The organism is Pseudomonas sp. S5D5 (assembly GCF_003013355.1).
Taxonomy (GTDB): domain Bacteria; phylum Pseudomonadota; class Gammaproteobacteria; order Pseudomonadales; family Pseudomonadaceae; genus Aquipseudomonas; species Aquipseudomonas aylmerensis.
The window spans coordinates 6,367,438-6,385,312 of sequence record NZ_PTEO01000001.1 but is presented as its reverse complement, the minus strand read 5'-3'; the positions used below and the strand labels follow the sequence as shown (position 1 = coordinate 6,385,312).

16 protein-coding genes are annotated in these 17,875 nt (G+C 63.8%); 1 reads left to right on the top strand and 15 read right to left on the bottom strand.

The genetic code is table 11. The features are described from left to right. Positions 1 to 23: 23 nt before the first annotated feature. The 12 genes from C9990_RS29175 to C9990_RS29120 form a co-directional block, all read right to left on the bottom strand. Entirely contained in the window at positions 24 to 2,339 is a 2,316-nt protein-coding gene (locus C9990_RS29175; RefSeq protein WP_106805726.1) for an MMPL family transporter, read from the bottom strand. Next, a complete protein-coding gene (locus tag C9990_RS29170) occupies positions 2,329 to 3,012 on the bottom strand; it encodes an outer membrane lipoprotein carrier protein LolA (protein ID WP_065899970.1) in 684 nt (227 codons plus the stop codon). Before C9990_RS29170 ends, C9990_RS29175 begins: the two co-directional genes overlap by 11 nt. Then, on the bottom strand, positions 3,006 to 3,434 hold the full coding sequence (locus C9990_RS29165) for a thioesterase family protein (protein ID WP_065899971.1): 429 nt from the start codon (positions 3,432 to 3,434) through the stop codon (positions 3,006 to 3,008). Before C9990_RS29165 ends, C9990_RS29170 begins: the two co-directional genes overlap by 7 nt. Continuing rightward, complete coding sequence (gene hutH, locus C9990_RS29160; RefSeq protein ID WP_106805362.1) at positions 3,427 to 4,968, bottom strand: histidine ammonia-lyase; 1,542 nt, start codon at positions 4,966 to 4,968, stop codon at positions 3,427 to 3,429. Before hutH ends, C9990_RS29165 begins: the two co-directional genes overlap by 8 nt. Next, positions 4,952 to 5,887 (bottom strand): glycosyl transferase, encoded by a 936-nt coding sequence (locus C9990_RS29155; RefSeq protein WP_106805361.1) that lies wholly within the window; start codon positions 5,885 to 5,887, stop codon positions 4,952 to 4,954. Before C9990_RS29155 ends, hutH begins: the two co-directional genes overlap by 17 nt. Beyond that, positions 5,884 to 6,618 (bottom strand): glycosyltransferase family 2 protein, encoded by a 735-nt coding sequence (locus C9990_RS29150; RefSeq protein WP_065899976.1) that lies wholly within the window; start codon positions 6,616 to 6,618, stop codon positions 5,884 to 5,886. The genes C9990_RS29155 and C9990_RS29150 overlap by 4 nt, the downstream gene beginning before the upstream one ends. A gap of 332 nt (positions 6,619 to 6,950) precedes the next feature. Beyond that, positions 6,951 to 8,621, bottom strand: a complete 1,671-nt coding sequence (locus C9990_RS29145; protein WP_106805360.1) for an acyl-CoA synthetase family protein — start codon at positions 8,619 to 8,621, stop codon at positions 6,951 to 6,953. Beyond that, a complete protein-coding gene (locus C9990_RS29140) occupies positions 8,618 to 9,163 on the bottom strand; it encodes a hypothetical protein (protein ID WP_065899980.1) in 546 nt (181 codons plus the stop codon). The genes C9990_RS29145 and C9990_RS29140 overlap by 4 nt, the downstream gene beginning before the upstream one ends. Further along, positions 9,160 to 9,414 (bottom strand): acyl carrier protein, encoded by a 255-nt coding sequence (locus tag C9990_RS29135; RefSeq protein ID WP_016979215.1) that lies wholly within the window; start codon positions 9,412 to 9,414, stop codon positions 9,160 to 9,162. Before C9990_RS29135 ends, C9990_RS29140 begins: the two co-directional genes overlap by 4 nt. 9 nt (positions 9,415 to 9,423) lie before the next feature. After that, positions 9,424 to 9,693 (bottom strand): phosphopantetheine-binding protein, encoded by a 270-nt coding sequence (locus C9990_RS29130; RefSeq protein WP_065899982.1) that lies wholly within the window; start codon positions 9,691 to 9,693, stop codon positions 9,424 to 9,426. Then, positions 9,671 to 10,483 (bottom strand): 1-acyl-sn-glycerol-3-phosphate acyltransferase, encoded by an 813-nt coding sequence (locus tag C9990_RS29125; RefSeq protein WP_065899984.1) that lies wholly within the window; start codon positions 10,481 to 10,483, stop codon positions 9,671 to 9,673. The genes C9990_RS29130 and C9990_RS29125 overlap by 23 nt, the downstream gene beginning before the upstream one ends. Continuing rightward, positions 10,459 to 11,178 carry a beta-ketoacyl synthase chain length factor gene (locus C9990_RS29120; protein ID WP_065899986.1) on the bottom strand — a complete coding sequence of 240 codons (720 nt, stop codon included), beginning with the start codon at positions 11,176 to 11,178 and terminating at the stop codon, positions 10,459 to 10,461. Before C9990_RS29120 ends, C9990_RS29125 begins: the two co-directional genes overlap by 25 nt. Before the next feature lie 336 nt (positions 11,179 to 11,514). On the opposite strand from C9990_RS29120, the gene C9990_RS29115 reads away from it, so the two are divergent. Then, the gene (locus tag C9990_RS29115) at positions 11,515 to 12,285 is read left to right on the top strand and encodes a ParA family protein (protein ID WP_065899988.1); all 771 of its coding nucleotides are present in this window, start codon (positions 11,515 to 11,517) and stop codon (positions 12,283 to 12,285) included. A gap of 155 nt (positions 12,286 to 12,440) precedes the next feature. Here the strand turns inward: C9990_RS29115 and trxC are convergent, their stop codons facing one another. From trxC to mscK, 3 genes are all read right to left on the bottom strand, one after another. Continuing rightward, entirely contained in the window at positions 12,441 to 12,875 is a 435-nt protein-coding gene (gene trxC / locus C9990_RS29110) for a thioredoxin TrxC (RefSeq protein WP_106805359.1), read from the bottom strand. 102 nt (positions 12,876 to 12,977) lie between these two features. Then, positions 12,978 to 14,441 carry a protein adenylyltransferase SelO gene (gene selO / locus C9990_RS29105; protein WP_106805358.1) on the bottom strand — a complete coding sequence of 488 codons (1,464 nt, stop codon included), beginning with the start codon at positions 14,439 to 14,441 and terminating at the stop codon, positions 12,978 to 12,980. Between the two features lie 48 nt (positions 14,442 to 14,489). Continuing rightward, positions 14,490 to 17,828, bottom strand: a complete 3,339-nt coding sequence (mscK, locus tag C9990_RS29100; RefSeq protein WP_106805357.1) for a mechanosensitive channel MscK — start codon at positions 17,826 to 17,828, stop codon at positions 14,490 to 14,492. Between the last annotated feature and the right edge of the window lie 47 nt (positions 17,829 to 17,875).

Sequence of the window (17,875 nt, the reverse complement as noted above, 5' to 3'; positions counted from 1 at the left end):
TGCCGCATTGGCGATAATCACATTCATGAGGCGTGCTTCTGGTGGCCCGCCCAGGGCGCCAGCATAAAGCTGAACGCCAGGCCCAGGCTGACCGACAGGCCGAAATTACTCACCGCCGGGGTACTCGACACCGCCAGCAGGCCGAACGACAACCAGGTCGTCAGCGCTGCCAGCAGCGTGCCTAAAAGGCTGACGGCCGGGCCGCCGATCTGTTCGCGCATCAAAATCGCGTAGTCGACGCTGATGGCCGTGACCAGCAGCAGGCCGAACAGGCTGAACAGGGTCAGCGGCTGGCCCAGCCAACCCAGGCTGGCCAGGCTGCACAGCGCCGCCAGCAAGGGCAGGGCGACGATACGCAAGGCGCCGGCAAAGCCGAATGGCAGGATCAGCAGCAGCACGATCAGCACGCAGGACATCAACTTCAATTCGGCCGCGCTGATCTGCGTATCGGCAAACACGCGGTTCAAGTCGCCCAGGCGATCCACCAGTTGCACACCCGGCAGATCCAGCGCTTGCACCCGCAGCAGCGCCGGGTTGTTCAAGCCTTGCAGGCTGACCATCGCCGCCACGCCGCCGCCGTCGACCTGGCCAAGCCACAACGTGCGCCAAGGCTCGGCCAGGGGGCCGACGAGTGCGGCGTCGATGTCTTCGGTGGGCAACGCTTGCAACTGCGCAACTTCGGCTTGCAGGGCAGTGGCGGGCACACCGAGGTCCAGCAGTGGCTGCCAATGTTGCGGGAGTTGGTTCAAGGCCTCGCGCAGTTGTTGCTGCTCGGCCGGCAGGTTGACCAATTGGTTGAGCGCCAGGTACCCCTGGAGCTTGTCCATGTTCACCAGTTGATCCAGGCGCTGGCTCAGGGCGGCCTGGCGTTCCAGCAACTGCTGCTGGTCGTCCGCGCGTACCAGGAAAAACTGGCTGGTGGGCTGGAACCCGGTAATCCGCGCGACGGCCTGCGCCTCTTGCAGCAATTGCGGCGGCGCACCAATCCATTGGCGGATATCGTTCTTGCTGTTCAGGTGCCACAGGCCACCTGCGCAGAACAGCAGCACCAGTACCAGCAACACCGGGCTCGGCACGCGCTTGAGCAAGGAAGCCCGCACCAGCCACAGGCATTCGGCGATGCGCAGCGGCCATTGCGCCGGGCGCAATTCCACACCCTTGAGCAGCGCGGGCAACAGGCACACGGCCGACAGGTAAGCGCCGATCAGCCCGGCGGCGGAGAACACGGCGATCTGGGTCAGTGCCGGGAACGGCGTCCAGGCCAGCGCCAGGTAGCCGATGCAACTGGTGGCGAGGCTCAGGCTCAGCCCCGGCAGGGTGAGCCGCAACGCCGGCCAACTGCGCCAGGGGTTCATGCTCCAGCTCTTGGACAGGTAATGCAGCGGGTAATCCACCGCCACGCCGATCAAGCTGGAGCCCAGTACCAGGGTCATCACATGCATATGGCCGAACAGCGCCACACAGGCCACCGCGCCAAACAGCATGCCCACCAGCACCGGCACAAAGGCCAGCAGCACGCGCCAACGACGGAACGCCAGCAACAGCAGCAACAGAATACCGACGGTCGCGCCGCCGCCGACCCAGGTGATTTCCCGTGTGGCCTGCTGCTGACCGTTGGCCGCGTAGAGCAGGCCGCTGGCCGCGAGCAATTGCGCGCCTTGCCCGCTGGCCTGTTCGCGACTGGCCTGGAGCAGCGCTGCCACTTGCAGCGGCAGTTTCATGTCAAAGGCATTGCCGGTGGTGCGCGCACGCAGCAGCACCCAGCTTTTGCCGTCGGCATCGGCGATCAACGCGCCGCTGCCGATATCCAGTTGCACCGAACCGTGTTGCGGCTGGCTGCTCTGGATACGCCCGGTCAGGCCCAGCCAGTCGTCCTGGCTCGGCACCAGGCTGAAGCCGGTGAAGGGGTCGAACAGCGCCTGCACACGCTGCTGGATAAACGCGCCGGGCTGTTCGATAAGTTGCGCGCGGTCTTTGGCCGAGAGCATCGCCAGCCGACCGCGCAGCAGTTGCTCGCGCAGCGCGGGCAAGTCGGCTTGCAGGTTCCATTGCACTTTCTCGAACAGGCCGCTGGCCTGCCAGTGCTCGCCCAATTGCTGCGCGACCGCAACGGCTGTCTGCCGATCAGCATGGCCCACCAGCACCAGCATCTCGCGGTTCAGCGGCTCCTGCATGCGCTGTTCGGCCTGCAGTTCCAGGGCATCCGGCGTGTTGCCCGGCACCAGTTCCATCAGGTTGGCCGACAGCGGGGCGCCGTGGCGCCACTGCCAGCCGGCCAGGGCCAGCACGGCCACCAGCAGGATCAGGAACAGGCGGGGCAGCAAGCGTTCACTGGGCAAAGTCGTGTTGCTCCGCATCGCTCAACGGCTGGCTGGCGGTGCTGTCCTGCATGCGCAGCACGGTGCTGTCGCCCTGGGTTTCCAGCAGCTCGATGGTTTGCACCAGCTCGCCGCCGTCGATATTGATCTGGGTGAATACTTGTTTTAACAGCAGCGAGCGTGGAATCAGCGTCAGCTTCCATTGCCGGGCTTCGCCTTGCAGCTGCAGCTCGAAGTCGCGTTGCAAGCCGCTGCTGTCACCCTGCAGCACGGCGAGGAACAGGCGATTCTGCTCGGCGCCGGCGCTCTTGTTCGGCAGCAGTTGCCAGCCGTTGGCATCACGCCGGGCGATGCCCTGGGCGCTGATGCGGTAGTCCTGTTGCAGCGGGGTTTTCAGCAGCCACAGCAGGCCGTGGTCCTTGGCGAGCACGAAGGTGCCTTTGCTCACCAGCGGCTGCGGCAGGGCGCGCAGGTGTTTTTCCTGGATGAAGCTGCCGTGGATCACCGAGGGCTTTGCCAGTTGAGCGCTGAGTTGTTGCAAGTCGAAAGCATGGGCACTCAGGCTCAGCAACAACCCGAGCCCTGTAGGAGCAAGCTTGCTCGCGAAAAACCTGAGGGCACTGCGCAGTGTCAGGCGGATCGCATTATCGTTAACGTCCTTCGCGGGCAAGCCCGCTCCCACAGGGGTCAGCATTTGAGGGCCCTTTCGACGGCATCGGTGAATATTCTGGGTGAGGCCAATTGCATCTCGCGGCTGGCGATTTCAACGGCGACTTGCACCGTGCTGGCGCGGGTCAGGCGCTCGCCGCTGGCAAGGTCGGTGATCAGGTAATTGACCTTCAAGCGGTTCTCCCATTCCACCAGGCTCGCGCGCACATTGATGGTCTGCCCAAAGGTCGCGCCGCGCACGTAGCGCAGCTGCATATCGATCACCGGCCAGGCGTAGCCGGATTCGAGCATCGCCGTGTAGTTATGGCCGATCTTGTCCAGCAGCGCGCAACGCGCCACTTCCAGGTACTTGACGTAGTGCCCGTGCCACACCACGTTCATGGTGTCGATGTCGAAAAACGGCACCAGGATTTCGCTGTCGCTGTGTAGCACGCCCTGACTACGCATGCAGCCTCCAGTGTTGCTCGGCAATGCGCGTGAGGCACAGGCGCAGCTCGCCTTCGAGGGCACGGTCCTCGATGACCGGCGGGAAGTCCTTGGCGAGTGCTGCATGCATGGCGGCCAAGGCTGGCGGCAAAGGCCGCGCATCCTCGGCCTGGGCACGCAGCCACACGCCCTGGTTGGCGGCGAGCAGGGTGGCAGCGGCGACCTGTTCGGTCAGCTCCAGCACACGGATCGCATCGCGCGCAGCGATGGTGCCCATGCTCACCTTGTCCTGGTTATGGCACTCGGTGGAGCGCGAGAACACGCTGGCCGGCATGGTGTTTTTCAGCGCCTCGGCGGTCCAGGCGCTGGTGCCGATCTGCACCGCCTTGAAGCCGTGGTTGATCATCGCGCGCTCGGCCGGCGCGCCGGACAGGTTGCTCGGCAGGCCATGGTTGTAGCGCACGTCTACCAATAGCGCGAGCTGGCGGTCGAGGAGGTCGGCGACGTTGGCCACCAGGGTCTTGAGGCTGTCCATGGCAAAGGCGATATGCCCGCCGTAGAAGTGCCCGCCGTGCAGCACGCGTTCTTCCTCGGCGTCGATGATCGGGTTGTCGTTGGCGCTGTTCAGTTCGATCTCGATAAACGAGCGCAGCCAGTTCAGGCTGTCGGCCAACACTCCGAGCACATGCGGGGCGCAGCGCAGCGAGTAGCGATCCTGCAGGCGATGCAGCGGCGCGGTCGGTGCATCGATGGCCAGGTCCTTGCGCAACCAGGCGGCGACTTGCATCTGCCCCGGGTGCGGCTTGGCGGCGAACAGGCGCTCGTCGAAGTGCTCCGGGTTGCCTTGCAGCGCCACCACGTTCAGCGCGGTAATGCGCGTCGCCAGTTGCAGCAGGTAGTCGGCCCGGGCGAAGGCCAGGCAGGCGAGGCCGGTCATCACGGCGGTGCCGTTCATCAGCGCCAGGGCCTCCTTGGGACGCAGTACCAGCGGGTCCCAACCCAGTTCGCGATGCACATCGGCAGCCTGGCGCCGCTCGCCACGGAACATGACCTCGCGCTCGCCGGACAGGGTCGCGGCCACGTAGGACAGTGGGGTCAGGTCACCACTGGCGCCGACTGAGCCTTCTTCCGGAATCAGCGGCAGCACGTCGTGTTCGAGGAACGCATGCAGGCGCTCGAGCAGTTCCACGCGCACCCCGGAAACCCCATGGCACAGCGACTGCAAGCGCGCCGCCAGCACCGCACGGGTGGCTTGGGCGTCGAGCAACTTGCCCAGGCCGCAGCCGTGAAAGGTGTACAGGTGACGCGGCAGCGCCTCGACGTGGTGCAATGGCACCGCCACCACGCAGGAGTCGCCGTAGCCGGTGGTCACGCCGTAGATCACGCCTTCCTTATCCAGCAGCGAGTCTAAGAACTGCGCGCCCTTGGCGATGCGCTGGCGATAGGCGGCGTCATCCTGCAAATGTGTGGGCACCTGACGGTTGGCCAGGGCCAGCACGTCTTCGATGCGCAGGGGGCGTTCGCCAAAGGTTACCGGCTCAAGATGCGTCGTCATCGGTCTTCCAGAAAGGGTAAAAGTTGAACCATTGTTGGGGCGCTTCCAGGCAGAACTGGCCCAGGCGTGCGGCATAGCGCGCGGTCCACAGGGCGATGACCTGCTCGCGGGTGCTGCGTTTCCATTCGATCAACTGCGCGAACGGCTCGATGGTCAGGTGATAGCGGCCCTGGTGTTTCAGGCACATCAGCAGGTTGACCGGGCATTTCAGCAGGCCGGCCAGCAACCACGGGCCTTGGGGAAAGGCGGCGTCGTGCCCGAGGAAATCCACCCGCACCGTGCGCCCGCCATGCAGCGGCACGCGGTCGCCGGCGATGGCCAGCCACTCACCGTCGTCCAGGCGCTGGCTGAGCAACAGCATGGTGGCCGGGTCCAGCTCGCTGACCTGGATCAGGCGCAAGTGGGTCGCGCCGGCTTCGCCCAGCAGACGGTTGAAGCGCTCGGCGTGCTTGGTGTGCACCAGCACGTTCATGGTGACCTGCTCGCCGATTTCCGCCAGCGCGCGGCACACTTCAAGGTTGCCCAGGTGCGCGCCCACCAGCATCTGCCCGCGCCCGCCACGCAGTTGTCCGCGCAGTTGCGCCGGGTCGTTGATTTCGATCTGCTCGATACGCAGCTTGCCGTTCCACACGTCGAGCTTGTCCAGCAGCGAGTCGGCGAAGGCCATGAATTGGCCGAAGACCTTTTTATGGGTCGGGCGCAGTTCATCGCGTCTGCTCCACTCGGCCAGGCGCTGCTGGTATTGCCAGGCGCTCTGGCGCGCGGTGCGGCCGAACAGGAAGAAGTACAGCACGATGCCGTACAGCACCGGGCTCAGCAGGCGGCGGCCGAGCACCTTGGCGGCGACGGCCGTGAGTTTCATCAGCCAGAAGCTGCCGCGCTCTTCGCGGTCGGCCCAGTGTTTGCTGCTGTCGCTCATGCCTGCCACCGTCGCCACAGGATCATCGGCGCGCGTACCAACATGCCGAAGAACAACCGGGTGTGCATGGCCGAGATGCGCACGTTGTCGCGGAACAAACGAAAGTGCGACAGGCCGTCGGTGGGGTAATGCACCTGCGTCGGCAGCCAGCGCATCGGCTGGTTGCGCCAGGCCAGGCGCACCAGGATGTCGGAGTCGAAGTCCATGCGCGTGCCGATATAGGCCGAGTCCATCAGCGCCAGCGTCGGCGCCAGCGGGTACACGCGAAAGCCGCACATCGAGTCGCGGATCTGCAGCGACAGGGTGTTGATCCACACCCACACGTGGGTCAGGTAGCGCGCGTACAGGCGGCCCTTGGGCACGCTGTCGTCGTATTCGGGATAGCCGCAGATGACCGCGTCAGGGTGCCGGCGCGAGGTGTCGATAAATGTGTCGACTTCACGCAAGTCGTGCTGGCCGTCGGCATCCACCTGCAGGGCATGGCTGAAGCCCAGGCGTGCGGCTTCGCGGAAACCGGCCATGACCGCGCCGCCTTTGCCCTGGTTGTTCGGCAGGGTCAGCAGGGTGACGTTTTCGAGGCGTGCCAGCTGTGCCAATACCGCCGCGCAGGCCGGGCTGCTGCCGTCGTCGACCAGCAGGCACGGCAGGCCGCTGTCCAACAGGCTGCGGACCACGGCCGGCACGGCGGCTTCATGGTTGTAGACCGGGATCAGGGCGCAGGGGTTATGCATGGCTCACCCAATTGGCTGGTAGCGTGCTTCCTGCAGTGAATGGGTTTTCTGTGGTGAGCACGCTCCCTTTGGTTAGCAAGCTCCCTGTGGTGAGCGGGCTTGTTGTGGTTAGCAAACTCCCTGTGGTGAGCGGGCTTCCTGTGGTGAGCGGGCTTGCCCCGCGTTGGGCTGCGAAGCGGCCCCAAAACCAGCCAACTCGGTATGCCTGGAAGACCGCGTCGACCTTATTGGGGCTGCTTCGCAGCCCAACGCGGGGCAAGCCCGCTCGCCACAACAAGCCTGCTTGCCACAAACAGCCTGCTTGCCACGACGAACCTGCTTGCCACAAGAGATTATGCATTTTGCGCCTCCAGCACTATCCGGCCACTGGAACAGGCCGCGACGCCATTGCGGTAGGCGAAGTACAGCTTGGCGCGCTCTGCATCAAAGCGCAGGTGCAGTTCGATACGGTCGCCCGGGCGTATCAGTTGCTGGAACTTGAGCACTTCCATGCCGGCAAAGGTCGTCGGCAGGTCCAGCAGTTGCTGGCCGAGGTTGAAGGCCCATTCCACCTGCACCACACCGGGCAGCACCGGGGTGACCGGGAAGTGGCCGCTGAAGTAAGCCAGGTCCGGCGGCACACTCAGTTGCAGGGTCCATTCGCCATGTGCTTCGACCTGCTCCAGCACTTCCGGGGCTTTTGGCCGTGGCGCCAGCAGCAGTGCTTCGACGTCGGCCTGCGGGAGCTTGCCCTGGCTGTTCAGCGGCAATTGGCGCAGCAGGCGCCAGCGCCGCGGCAGGGCCAGGGCTTCGCAATGCTGGCTGAGATGCTGGCGCAGGGTTTGGGTGACGGTGCGCCGGCCCTGGTTGCGCAGGGCGTGCAGGCCTTCGGCGCTCAACACCACCAACGCGCCGAGGGACGCGCGATTTTCCTGTACCACGCCCAGGCGGGTTTCGGCGACCCAGGCGTGGGCCATCAGCGCCTGTTCGAGCATCGGCAGCGAGATGCGTTTTTCTTCCAGCTTGACGATGCGGTCCAGGCGACCCAGCAGCTCGAACCGGCCATCTGGATGGATTCGGGCAGCGTCGGCAGTCTGTTCAATATGCCCGGCGGGCAGGTAAGGCGAGGCGATACGCAGCGCGCCGTCGGCGTCCTGGCTCAGTTGCACGTCGGCGAATGGCTGCCAGGGTTGCGCGCCCTGGCGCCAGGCGATGCCGCCGGTCTCGGAGCTGCCGAGGATTTCCGTCGGCCATTGCTGCAGGCGCTCGTAGAGACGGGTGGCCGCCTCGAGGGGCAAGGCGCCGCCGGACGAGAACACCCTCGCCACCTGGCTCAGTGCCGGCCAGTCGAGGTTGTCGCCCATGCGCTTGAGCAGCGCCGGGCTGGCGACCCAGGCAAAGTGCGGGTGCTCGCGGCTGGCGCGCTGCAGGTCTTCGGGGAATGCCAGTTGCTTGCGCACAAAAGTGCGACCGGCGCACAGCGGCCATAGCACACGGAACAGCAAGCCGTAGATATGTTGGGTGGCCACGCTGCCGATGATGCACGCGTCTTTCACGTCCGCGCCCCACAAGGCTTCCAGTGCCTGGACTTCATTGGCCAACTGACGCAGGGTCTTGTCGATGCGCTTGGGCTCGCCGCTGGAGCCCGAGGTGCACAGGCTCAGTTGGCAGGCGTCCAGGTCGAGGACTGCAGGGCTCAAGGGCGACTGATACAGCGCGTCGAGGTCGGCAGCGTCCACCAGCCAGGCGTCGACGGCCTCGTCCCAGCGTTGGCGGGTCTGGGGTTGCAGGTCGGCGGGCAGCAGCACGCTGACCCCGGCACGCCAGGCGCCCAGCAGGGCAATCGCCAGTACGCCGGCGTCTTCCAGGTGCACGGCCAGGCGCTGGATGCCACGCGCCTGCAGGCCTGCGGCCAGGCTCAGGGCGTGTTCCCACAGTTCAGCGTGATTCATCGCAGGTTCGGTGGTGACCAAACGCTGTTGCAGCGGCTCGAGCAACAGGTGCTCAAGTTTCAACCCTTTCATACGCGGCCTCGAACCCTTTGTCGTACCAGCCATTCCACGGCAAACAACAGCCCCATCAGCCCGTAGGCGATCAGGCCGTTGTACAACGTCCACCAACTCAGCGGCGCCCACAGGGTGAGCGCGGCGGCGAGCAGGCCATTACACAGAAAAAACACACTCCACACCACGGTGACCTGGCGCGTATACACAATCGCGTGGGGGGGCAACTGCGGATCGGTCATGCGCGCCAGGCGCTCGACCATCGGCGGGCCATATTTCAGGCTCAGGCCGAACAGCGCGAGCATGAACGCGCTGACCAGGCTCGGGTACCAGCGCAGCAGGTGCGGGTTGTCGAACCAGGCCAGCAACAGGCAAAACACGATCACGGCCACCGCCATCCAGCGGCTGCCGGGGCGCCGCGCACCGGTCAACGCGCGCAACAGCCACAAACTGCCGAGCAGCAGGCCGAATTGCCACGGCGCGAAGTGCTCGGTGCCGTAATACACCGCAAAGGGGTACAGCAGCCCCGCCAGCAACAGGCCAAGGCCGATCAGCCGGCTCATGCGGCCGGCGTGACCAGACGGTACACCGCCTCTACCACGTCGTTGACGGTGCGCACGGCCTTGAACTCTTCGGCAGCGATCTTCTTGCCGGTCTGGCGCTTGATATGGTCGATCAGGTCGACGGCGTCGATGCTGTCGATCTCCAGGTCCTGGTACAGGTTGGCGTCGAGAGTGACGCGCTCAGGCGGCAGTTCAAACAGTTCCACCAAGGCATCGCGCAGGGTGTTGAAAATATCGTCACGAGTTTGCATGGTCCGGTCTCAAGCTGCCTGTCTGGCCGTGACGAACGCCGCGAGGCTCGCCACGTTGGTGAAGTGATTGCGGGTGTCCTTGGCGTCGGCATCGATTTTGATACCGTACTTTTTCTGGATCGCCAGGCCCAATTCCAGGGCGTCGACCGAATCCAGGCCCAGGCCTTCGCCGAACAGGGTTTGTTCGCTGCCGATGTCGTCGGCGCTGATGTCTTCCAGGCCCAGGGCCTCGATGATCAGCGTCTTTATGTCGTGCTCAAGGCGGTGTTGGTCGCTCATCTTCGGCGAGCTCCTTAATAAAATAGTGGTGCAGGTAATCGTTGAGCTTGCGTGAAGCCTGGGGCGCAGGCCCCAATGCCGCGAAGGCCTGTGGTTCTATATCGGCACCCACCCGCAAACTGAAGTGCACGCGGCATTTTGGGATGCGATACCAGGGTTCGGCCTTGGTCAGGGTGGTGGGGCTGACCTTGATCACCACGGGGGTGATGATTGTCGCACCGCGCAGCGCAATGGCGGCGCCCCCGCGATGAAAGGCAGGCGCCGCGCCGGGTGTGGTGCGGGTGCCTTCCGGAAAGATGATCAGGGTTTGCCCGGCCTGCAGCGCGCCGGCGGCGGCATCGAGCATCTCGGCGCTGCCGTCGTTGCTGATATAACCCGCGTCGCGCACCGGTCCACGGGTGAACGGGTTTTGCCACAGGCTTTGCTTGACCACACAGTTGGCCTGGCGCACCAGGCCGATCAGGAACACCACATCGATCAGCGACGGGTGATTGGCGATGATCATCTGGCCCGGGCGGCCGAGCTTTTCCGCGCCTTCGACACTGAAGGTCAGCACCCCGGCGCGTTGCATCAGGCGGATAAAGAACCAGAACAGCCAGCTGATGGTGTGACGGGCGCGGCGCCGGTGTTGGGTGGCGTCGCCCGGCAGGCAGCTGAGCAGGGGGAACACCAGCAAACGCAGGCACAGCCCGCCGAAACCGAACAGCACGAAGCTGGCTGCGGTGGCGATCAGGCGCCAGTAGTAGGCGTCCCGGGGTTTGTCGGTCAAGGCTTGCGTTGCCAGTTCCATACGCGGTTCTTCCAGGCATGTTGGCAGGCGACCTGGTCGGTGAGCAGGGTGCGCAGCAGGTTCAGGGCGTGAGGCCACTGGGTTTGAGTGGGTTGGACAGTGCCGGGGCTGAGTTCCAACTGCCACTCGTCGCCGGGCGTCAGCAGCAGGCCGAGGGCGTAGGGAAAAGGCACGTCGTGGATCCAACTGGCGTAGGCCTCGGGCGGCTGTTCTTCGGTGATCACCAGCAAGACCGCCGAGGCGCCCTCGTTGAGCAGCGCGGCGGCTTCGAGCATGCCGTGCTCCAGGCCATCACCGGCGGCTGCCAGGGCGGTCATTTCGCTGGTTTCATTACGCAGGATCGACCACAGGCCAATCACCGCGTTATGCACCGACAGGCTGAACTGGGTCGGCGACAGTGGCTGGTCGTTGGCCAGGTCAGTGAGGATATCGAGAGTGCGCGGGGTCTCGCCGTGCCGGGAAATAAACACCAGGGGCAAGTCCTGCAGGCCTTCGGCCAGTGGCCAGCCCACGCTAAAGGCCATGCGCGCCAGGCGGCTCAGGCGCCGGCGCTGCATGGCCGGCAGGAATGACACGTCGGGGCAGGCTTCGCTTTCGGGCAGCAACACCGGATTCCGGCACCAGGCGTGCCAGTCGTCCGCGCTCTCCAGGCCAGGGGCCCAGGCGCGCCATTGGGCGATGTTGAAAGTGATCACTGAGAAGATATCCCGCCCCTGCGGGCTTCCATGTGCGGCCGTTGGCCCCGAATACCGGGACAGGGAGCAGTAGCCGAATGGCGCGCATTATCCCGTTGCCGTGGGGTTCTAGCAAACTTTGGTAAAGATTTGTGCACGGCTGATTACAAATTAGTGGAGGAGATTTACATATTGTCGGTTGCCGAAGGTCGGCTTGGTTGTCGGACCATTCCTGATTCTTCGTGTGTGACGTACTACATGCCGACTTTAATGCAGCAGTGCATGGATGAACGAGGTAGCTAACAGGCGCTTTTGCCCTCTACACTCGGACATTCATTGATACACGGAGGTTTTTCCATGCGGCGTGTGGTGTTCAATCAGAAAGGCGGCGTTGGCAAGTCCAGCATCGCCTGCAACCTGGCGGCGGTCAGCGCCAGTGAAGGCTATCGAACCCTGTTGGTGGACCTCGATGCACAAGCCAACTCAACCCAGTACCTCACCGGGCTGACGGGCGACGATATCCCCATGGGGATCGCGGATTTTTTCAAGCAAACCCTGTCATCCGGGCCGTTTTCCAAGAAAAACCAGGTCGATATCTACGAAACGCCATTCGACAACCTGCACGTCATCACCGCGACTGCTGAACTGGCGGACCTGCAGCCCAAGCTCGAGGCCAAGCACAAGATCAACAAGCTGCGAAAGCTGCTGGACGAATTGAGCGAAGATTACGACCGGATCTACCTGGATACCCCGCCGGCCCTGAATTTCTATGCGGTTTCGGCGCTGATTGCCGCCGATCGCGTGCTGATCCCCTTCGATTGCGACAGCTTCTCGCGCCAGGCCCTGTATGGTCTGCTGGCGGAAATCGAAGAATTGAAGGAAGACCACAACGAAGGCCTGGAAGTGGAAGGCATCGTGGTCAATCAGTTCCAGGCGCGGGCGAGCTTGCCGCAGCAGATGCTCGACGAGTTGATCGCCGAAGGCCTGCCGGTGCTGCCGGTGTACCTGGCCAGCTCGGTGCGCATGCGCGAGTCGCACCAGGAGAGCAAGCCGCTGATCCACCTGGACCCACGGCACAAGCTGACGCAGCAATTTGTGGAGCTGCATAACCTGCTGGAAAACGCCTGATCTGACAGGCAACGCTGACCTTAATGTGAAATGCAATCAGTGTGGGAGCTGGCTTGCCTGCGATGGCATCGCCTCGGTGTATCAGGCAGACCGAATCGCCTGCATCGCAGGCAAGCCAGCTCCCACATTTGATAGGTGTTGTTCTCAGGGGGGAGTTATACGCCCTGGCTGCGTAACCACGCCATCAACTGCGGCAACGGAAACGCCCCGCTCTGGCGCGCCACCTCGCGGCCGTTCTTGAACAGAATCAAACTCGGGATCGAGCGAATCCCCAACTGCGCCGACAACTGCTGATTGGCCTCGCTGTCCAGCTTGGCCAATCGGCACTTGCCCGCCAGCTGCCCAGCCGCTTGCTCAAACACCGGCGCGAACGACTTGCACGGCCCACACCATTCAGCCCAGACATCCACCAGCAACGGCAAATCGCCTTTGATCTGGCTGGCGTAGTCGCCCTGTTTCAGCTCGAACGGCGTGTTCAGCAAAACCGGCTGCTTGCAGCGCCCGCATTTTGGCGCATTGCCCAGGCGTTCGCCGGGGATGCGGTTGAGGCCGTTGCAATGGGGGCACGGGATTACGAGAGGTTCGGACATGGTGGGCTCCTGGAATGACCAATAGGTTCTATGTGGAGCCGGGGCAGATAGTTATCAAGGTTGTAGTGAGCGGGACACGCCCGCTCACTACAACAGTAGTGCCTACGACGAACAACTGATCTCCAAATGCTTGCCCCAATCCGGCGGGCGCTGCGCGTATTGCTCCATACCCGCTTGCTCCTCGAACGGCTTGGAAAGCACCTCGTGCAGCCGCCGCACTTCGCTGTAGTCGCCGGACTCGGCGGCGGTGATGGCGTTTTGTGCGAGGTAGTTGCGCAGGATGTACAGCGGGTTGACCGCATGCATGCGCGCGCGTCGCTGTTCTTCAGTGTATGCCCCGTCCCTTGCAACGCGGGCTGTGTAGCGTTCGGCCCAGGCGTCGAAACCGGCCAGGTCGACAAAATCATCACGCAAGCGGGTCACGGCCAGTGCCGCTGGTTCATCGCCCAGGCGACGGAAGAACAGGGTGTAATCCACACCGCTGTTCTGCATCAGCTTCAATAAGCGCTCGACCAGCGCCTGATCATCGTCCTCGGCGGTGGTCAGCCCCAAACGGCGGCGCATCAGGTCCAGGTAGTGGGCCTGATACAGCGGCAGGTACAGGCCCAGCGCTTCCTTCAAGGCATCGACGCTGATGAACGGCGTCAACGCCTGCGCCAGGGCGCTGAGGTTCCATTGGCCGATCGGCACCTGGTTGCTGAAGGAATAGCGCCCTTCATGGTCCGAGTGGTTACAGATGAAGTGCGCGTCAAAGTCGTCAAGAAACGCAAACGGCCCGAAGTCGAAGGTGATGCCGAGGATCGACATGTTGTCGGTGTTCATCACGCCGTGGCAGAAACCGTAGGCCTGCCATTTGGCGATCATTTCGGCATTGCGCTCGACGATCTCGCGGAACATCGCCAGGTACGGCTCGGGCTGCTCGCGGCACTCGGGGTAGTGCAGGTTGAGCACGTGCTCGGCCAATTGCGCCTGCTGTTCGGGCTTTTTGGTGTAGTAGAAATATTCGAAATGGCCGAAGCGGATATGGCTGTGGGCCAGGCGCAGCACCATTGCGCCGCGCTCCTGTTTCTCACGCCACACCGGGGTATCGGAGCCGATCACGCAGAGGGCCCGGCTGCTGGGAATGCCCAGCGCGTGCAGCGCTTCTGAGGCCAGGAACTCCCGAATCGACGAACGCAGCACCGCGCGCCCATCGCCCATGCGCGAGTATGGCGTCATGCCGGCGCCCTTGAGGTGCAGGTCCCAGTGCTCGCCGGCCTGGTTGTACACCTCGCCCAGCAGCAGCCCCCGGCCATCGCCCAATTGTGGCGTGTAGCCACCGAACTGATGCCCGGAATAGACCATCGCTCGCGGTTCCGCCTCGGCCCACAGCTTGTGGCCGCCAAACAGCTCGGCGAACACCGGCGTTTCAGCCACGGCCGGGTCGAGGTCGAGCAAGGCCATGGCGGCATCGCTCGCCACCACAAGGCGTGGCGCATCGAGGGGTTCAGGCAGGACGTGGGTTGAGAACGCGTCGCCCAGGCGTGCGAAGCGGTTGTCGAAGGTCAGTTCGTCGAGGGCTTTCACCGGCCATCTCCAGCAGAATGTCCGAGCATTCTGCTGGGGATAGGGCGTTTAGTCGAGTTTACCCGGCGGCGGTTCTTGCACGCCGCCGTCGTTGGCGGGTTTGGCCGGGGTGTCGACTTCGACGAGTTTGTATTCCTGGCCGTGGAGGTTCTTCAGGTAGACCTCCATCTGGCGGAACGAAATGTTGATGTGCTCTTTCTTGAACTCGCGGTTGATAAAGCGGTTCACTTCGTCGATCACCGGGTTGCGGTCGCCCAGGTCGCGCACGTGCATGCGCAGTTCGTGGTCGAGGGTGCTTTCGCCGAAGTTGAGGAAGTACACGTGTGGCTCCGGCTCCTTGAGCACTCGCGGGTTCTCGCGGGCGGCCTTGAGCAGCAGTTCCTTCACGCGGTCCAGGTCGGAGCCGTAGTCCACGCCAAGCTTGAGGGTGACGCGGGTGATGGTGTCGGTCAGTGACCAGTTGATCAGTTGCCCGGTGATGAAGGTCTTGTTCGGGACAATGATGTCCTTGCGGTCGAAATCGGTGATGGTGGTGGCGCGGATGCGGATCTTGCTCACCGTGCCCGACAGGTTGCCGATGGTGATGGTGTCGCCGATCCGCACCGGGCGTTCGAACAGGATCATGATGCCGGAGATGAAGTTGGCGAAGATTTCCTGCATCCCGAAGCCCAATCCCACCGACAGCGCCGCGACCAGCCATTGCAACTTGTCCCAGCTCACGCCGAGGGTCGACAGGGTCGAGACAAAGCCGACGCCGGCAATCACATAGGACAGCAAGGTGGTGGTCGCGTACGCGCTGCCCTGGGCCAGGTCCAGCTTGGACAGCACCAGCACTTCCAGCAAGCCGGGCAGGTTGCGCGCCAGGGCGAAGGTGATGCCGACAATGATCGACGCCCCCAGCAGGTCGCCAATGCTGATCGGCACCATGCTGATATTAGCGCCGGTGCCGCTGGTGTATTCGTAGAGCGTGACGTTGTCGAGGTAGGAGAACACGGTGATCAGGTCTTTCCACACCCAATACAGCGCTGCGATAAAGCCGCCGAGCAAGGCCAGGCGGATCAGGCGCATGGATTGTTCGTTGACCTGCTCGATGTCCAGCGTCGGCTCTTCGATCACCGCCTCGCCGTCGCCGGCTTCCTTGGCGGCCTGGCGTTTGGCCAGGGCGCGTGCGTAAGCCAGGCGCCGCGCGGCGACACCCAGGCCGCGTACGAACGTGGCTTCGATCACCAACCAGAACATCAACAGGTACAGGGTGTTGATCAGCCGGTCGCTGAGTTTGAGCGCGGTGTAGTAGTAGCCGAACAGCACCGCGATAAACAGCGCGATGGGCAGGGCGGTGAATAGCAGGCCCACGGCTTTGCGAAACAGCGAGGCTTTTTCATGCGTCGGGCTGTTCAGCAACAGGCGCCCCAGCAGCCAGGCCATCAGTGCGTAGCACAGCAGCACCACGCCGATGCCCAGCACGTCGTCGGCCAATGCCGCCGGTTGATGCTCGGCAATTGCCACCACCGCCACCAGGGCCAGCACCACCAGCCCGAGCTTGCGCACCCAGCCCTGGAGGAATTCGACCTGGGGTTTCTCCCAACGGAAGTGCAGCTCGGCCACGCCACCCGGCGCGAGGATGCGGTAGGCGGTGTAGAACACCAGCCACGCCTGGGCGATCTGCAGCAAGGCCGCGCCGAGGTTGGCGTTTTGCCCACGGGCGTCAATCTGCAGCGCATACCCGCACAGCGCCAGGCCCAGGGCTACCGGCATCGCCAGCAGGATATTGATCAGGATGGCCTGCGGCGTGTGCCACTGGCTGTCGCGCTTGAAGTGACCGATGTCCAGGTGGACCTTGTTCAGGCGCTGGTACAGGGCCTTGCGGCGCCACAACAGCGCACCGATCAACAGCAGCAGCGGCAGGAACAGCAGCGGGCGCTGGGTCAGGCCGTCGTACAACTCGCTGACGCTGGAAGCCCAGGGCAGGGTGGTGACTTGCTTGCTCAGGTGCGCCGGCACGGTTTCCAGCCACTCGGTGTCCAGCGGCTTATTGCTGGGGATCCAGAACATTTGCTCATCCAGCGTCGCGCGCAGGGTGGTGGCGGTGCTGAGCAATTGTTTCTGGTTCAGTTGCAGGGTGATGGATTCGTTCAGCAGCGCGCTCAGCTCACGGCTCAGGCGCTCCAGCAGGTCGCTGCGGGTGATCGCCAGCTCCAGCAGGGTGCGACGCAATTGTGGCGTGACGTCTTCCGGTGGCTGGTTGGCCAGCAGGTTGTCGACGTAGGTGCTCGGGGAGCTGATCAGCTCGCGCTGCTGGTTGACCTCGAACTGGTACAGGCGAATGTTGGCGATGTCATCGGCCAGGTCGCGGTCCACCGTCAGGCGCGGCAATGCCTGCTTCTGTTTGTAGAGAATCTTGGAGAGCAGCAGGCTGCCCTTGAGCACGTTGATCTGCTCGTCCAGCGCCGAATCGCTCTGGGTCACGGTGTCCAGTTGCTGCTTGGTCTGCAGGTTTTTCTGGGTCAGGTCGTTGAGGCGGTCGGTGCTTTTGAGCAGGTAGTCGGACAGTTTCAGGTTGGCCGCGCTCTCGGTGGCCAGCAGGCTGCTGCCGCCGGCCTTCTGCGCCTCGATGGACTGCTGGGTTACCGTCTGCTGGGACTGGGCCAGGCGTTTCTGGTTGATCAGGGTTTGCAGGTCCTGGATTTCCTGCTCCAGGCGCGCGGTTTTCTCCACCACCAGGTCGTGCTGGCTATTGCCCAGGTCTTGCAGTTGGCTGTTGCCGGCCAGTTCCTGGCGACGCAAAGGGATCAGCGCATTCAGGGCGGCGAGTTCGGCGTTCAGTTGGTTGCGCTGGTCGCCGCTGATGGTTTTGCCATTGTCCTTGCCGGCCTTGAGGATCGCATTGATCTGCTGGATGCGCGTCTGGCTGTTGCTGATTTCGGTCTGGGCGCGCTCGGGGCGGGTCTGGGCGGCAATGGTCAGGCTGTTGGCGTCGGCCAGTTCTTTTTGCAGGTCACCTTGCTGGGTGGTGCGCTGCACGAGCAGTTGTTCCAGCTGTGGCACCGGCAGGCTGGCGTAGCGCTGGGCGACCGGGATGACCTTGGTGGCCTTGAGCCGGGTCAGCTCACGCTGGTTGTCGGTGGTCTGGCGCGGGGCGTCCTCCAGCTGGCGCTTGAGGTCGATGAGGCGCTGCTCGTAATCCTGCTTGTTGCCCAGGTAATTCAGGGTCTGCTGCAGGATCGACTGCAACGCTTTCATGTCGGCGTCGGGCAGCTTGCGGTCGGGCAGCTTGTCCAGGGATTGCTGGATGGCGTCGGCGCTGGGCGGATCGGCGGCGTGTACGCTGCCGACACAAAGGGTCAGGCCCAGCAGGGCAGTGGCGAGAAAAGTGCGCAGGATTGGCATAGAGACCGGTCGAGCAAGGTGAAGAATCGGGGCGTTGTCGCCCCGCA

What these genes read in the sequence shown, in the direction of transcription:
- C9990_RS29170 (WP_065899970.1), bottom strand. Translation starts at nt 3,012, where the DNA reads ATGCTGACCCCTGTGGGAGCGGGCTTGCCCGCGAAGGACGTTAACGAT.
- C9990_RS29165 (WP_065899971.1), bottom strand. Translation starts at nt 3,434, where the DNA reads ATGCGTAGTCAGGGCGTGCTACACAGCGACAGCGAAATCCTGGTGCCG.
- hutH (WP_106805362.1), bottom strand. Translation starts at nt 4,968, where the DNA reads ATGACGACGCATCTTGAGCCGGTAACCTTTGGCGAACGCCCCCTGCGC.
- C9990_RS29155 (WP_106805361.1), bottom strand. Translation starts at nt 5,887, where the DNA reads ATGAGCGACAGCAGCAAACACTGGGCCGACCGCGAAGAGCGCGGCAGC.
- C9990_RS29150 (WP_065899976.1), bottom strand. Translation starts at nt 6,618, where the DNA reads ATGCATAACCCCTGCGCCCTGATCCCGGTCTACAACCATGAAGCCGCC.
- C9990_RS29145 (WP_106805360.1), bottom strand. Translation starts at nt 8,621, where the DNA reads ATGAAAGGGTTGAAACTTGAGCACCTGTTGCTCGAGCCGCTGCAACAG.
- C9990_RS29140 (WP_065899980.1), bottom strand. Translation starts at nt 9,163, where the DNA reads ATGAGCCGGCTGATCGGCCTTGGCCTGTTGCTGGCGGGGCTGCTGTAC.
- C9990_RS29135 (WP_016979215.1), bottom strand. Translation starts at nt 9,414, where the DNA reads ATGCAAACTCGTGACGATATTTTCAACACCCTGCGCGATGCCTTGGTG.
- C9990_RS29130 (WP_065899982.1), bottom strand. Translation starts at nt 9,693, where the DNA reads ATGAGCGACCAACACCGCCTTGAGCACGACATAAAGACGCTGATCATC.
- C9990_RS29125 (WP_065899984.1), bottom strand. Translation starts at nt 10,483, where the DNA reads ATGGAACTGGCAACGCAAGCCTTGACCGACAAACCCCGGGACGCCTAC.
- C9990_RS29115 (WP_065899988.1), top strand. Translation starts at nt 11,515, where the DNA reads ATGCGGCGTGTGGTGTTCAATCAGAAAGGCGGCGTTGGCAAGTCCAGC.
- trxC (WP_106805359.1), bottom strand. Translation starts at nt 12,875, where the DNA reads ATGTCCGAACCTCTCGTAATCCCGTGCCCCCATTGCAACGGCCTCAAC.
- mscK (WP_106805357.1), bottom strand. Translation starts at nt 17,828, where the DNA reads ATGCCAATCCTGCGCACTTTTCTCGCCACTGCCCTGCTGGGCCTGACC.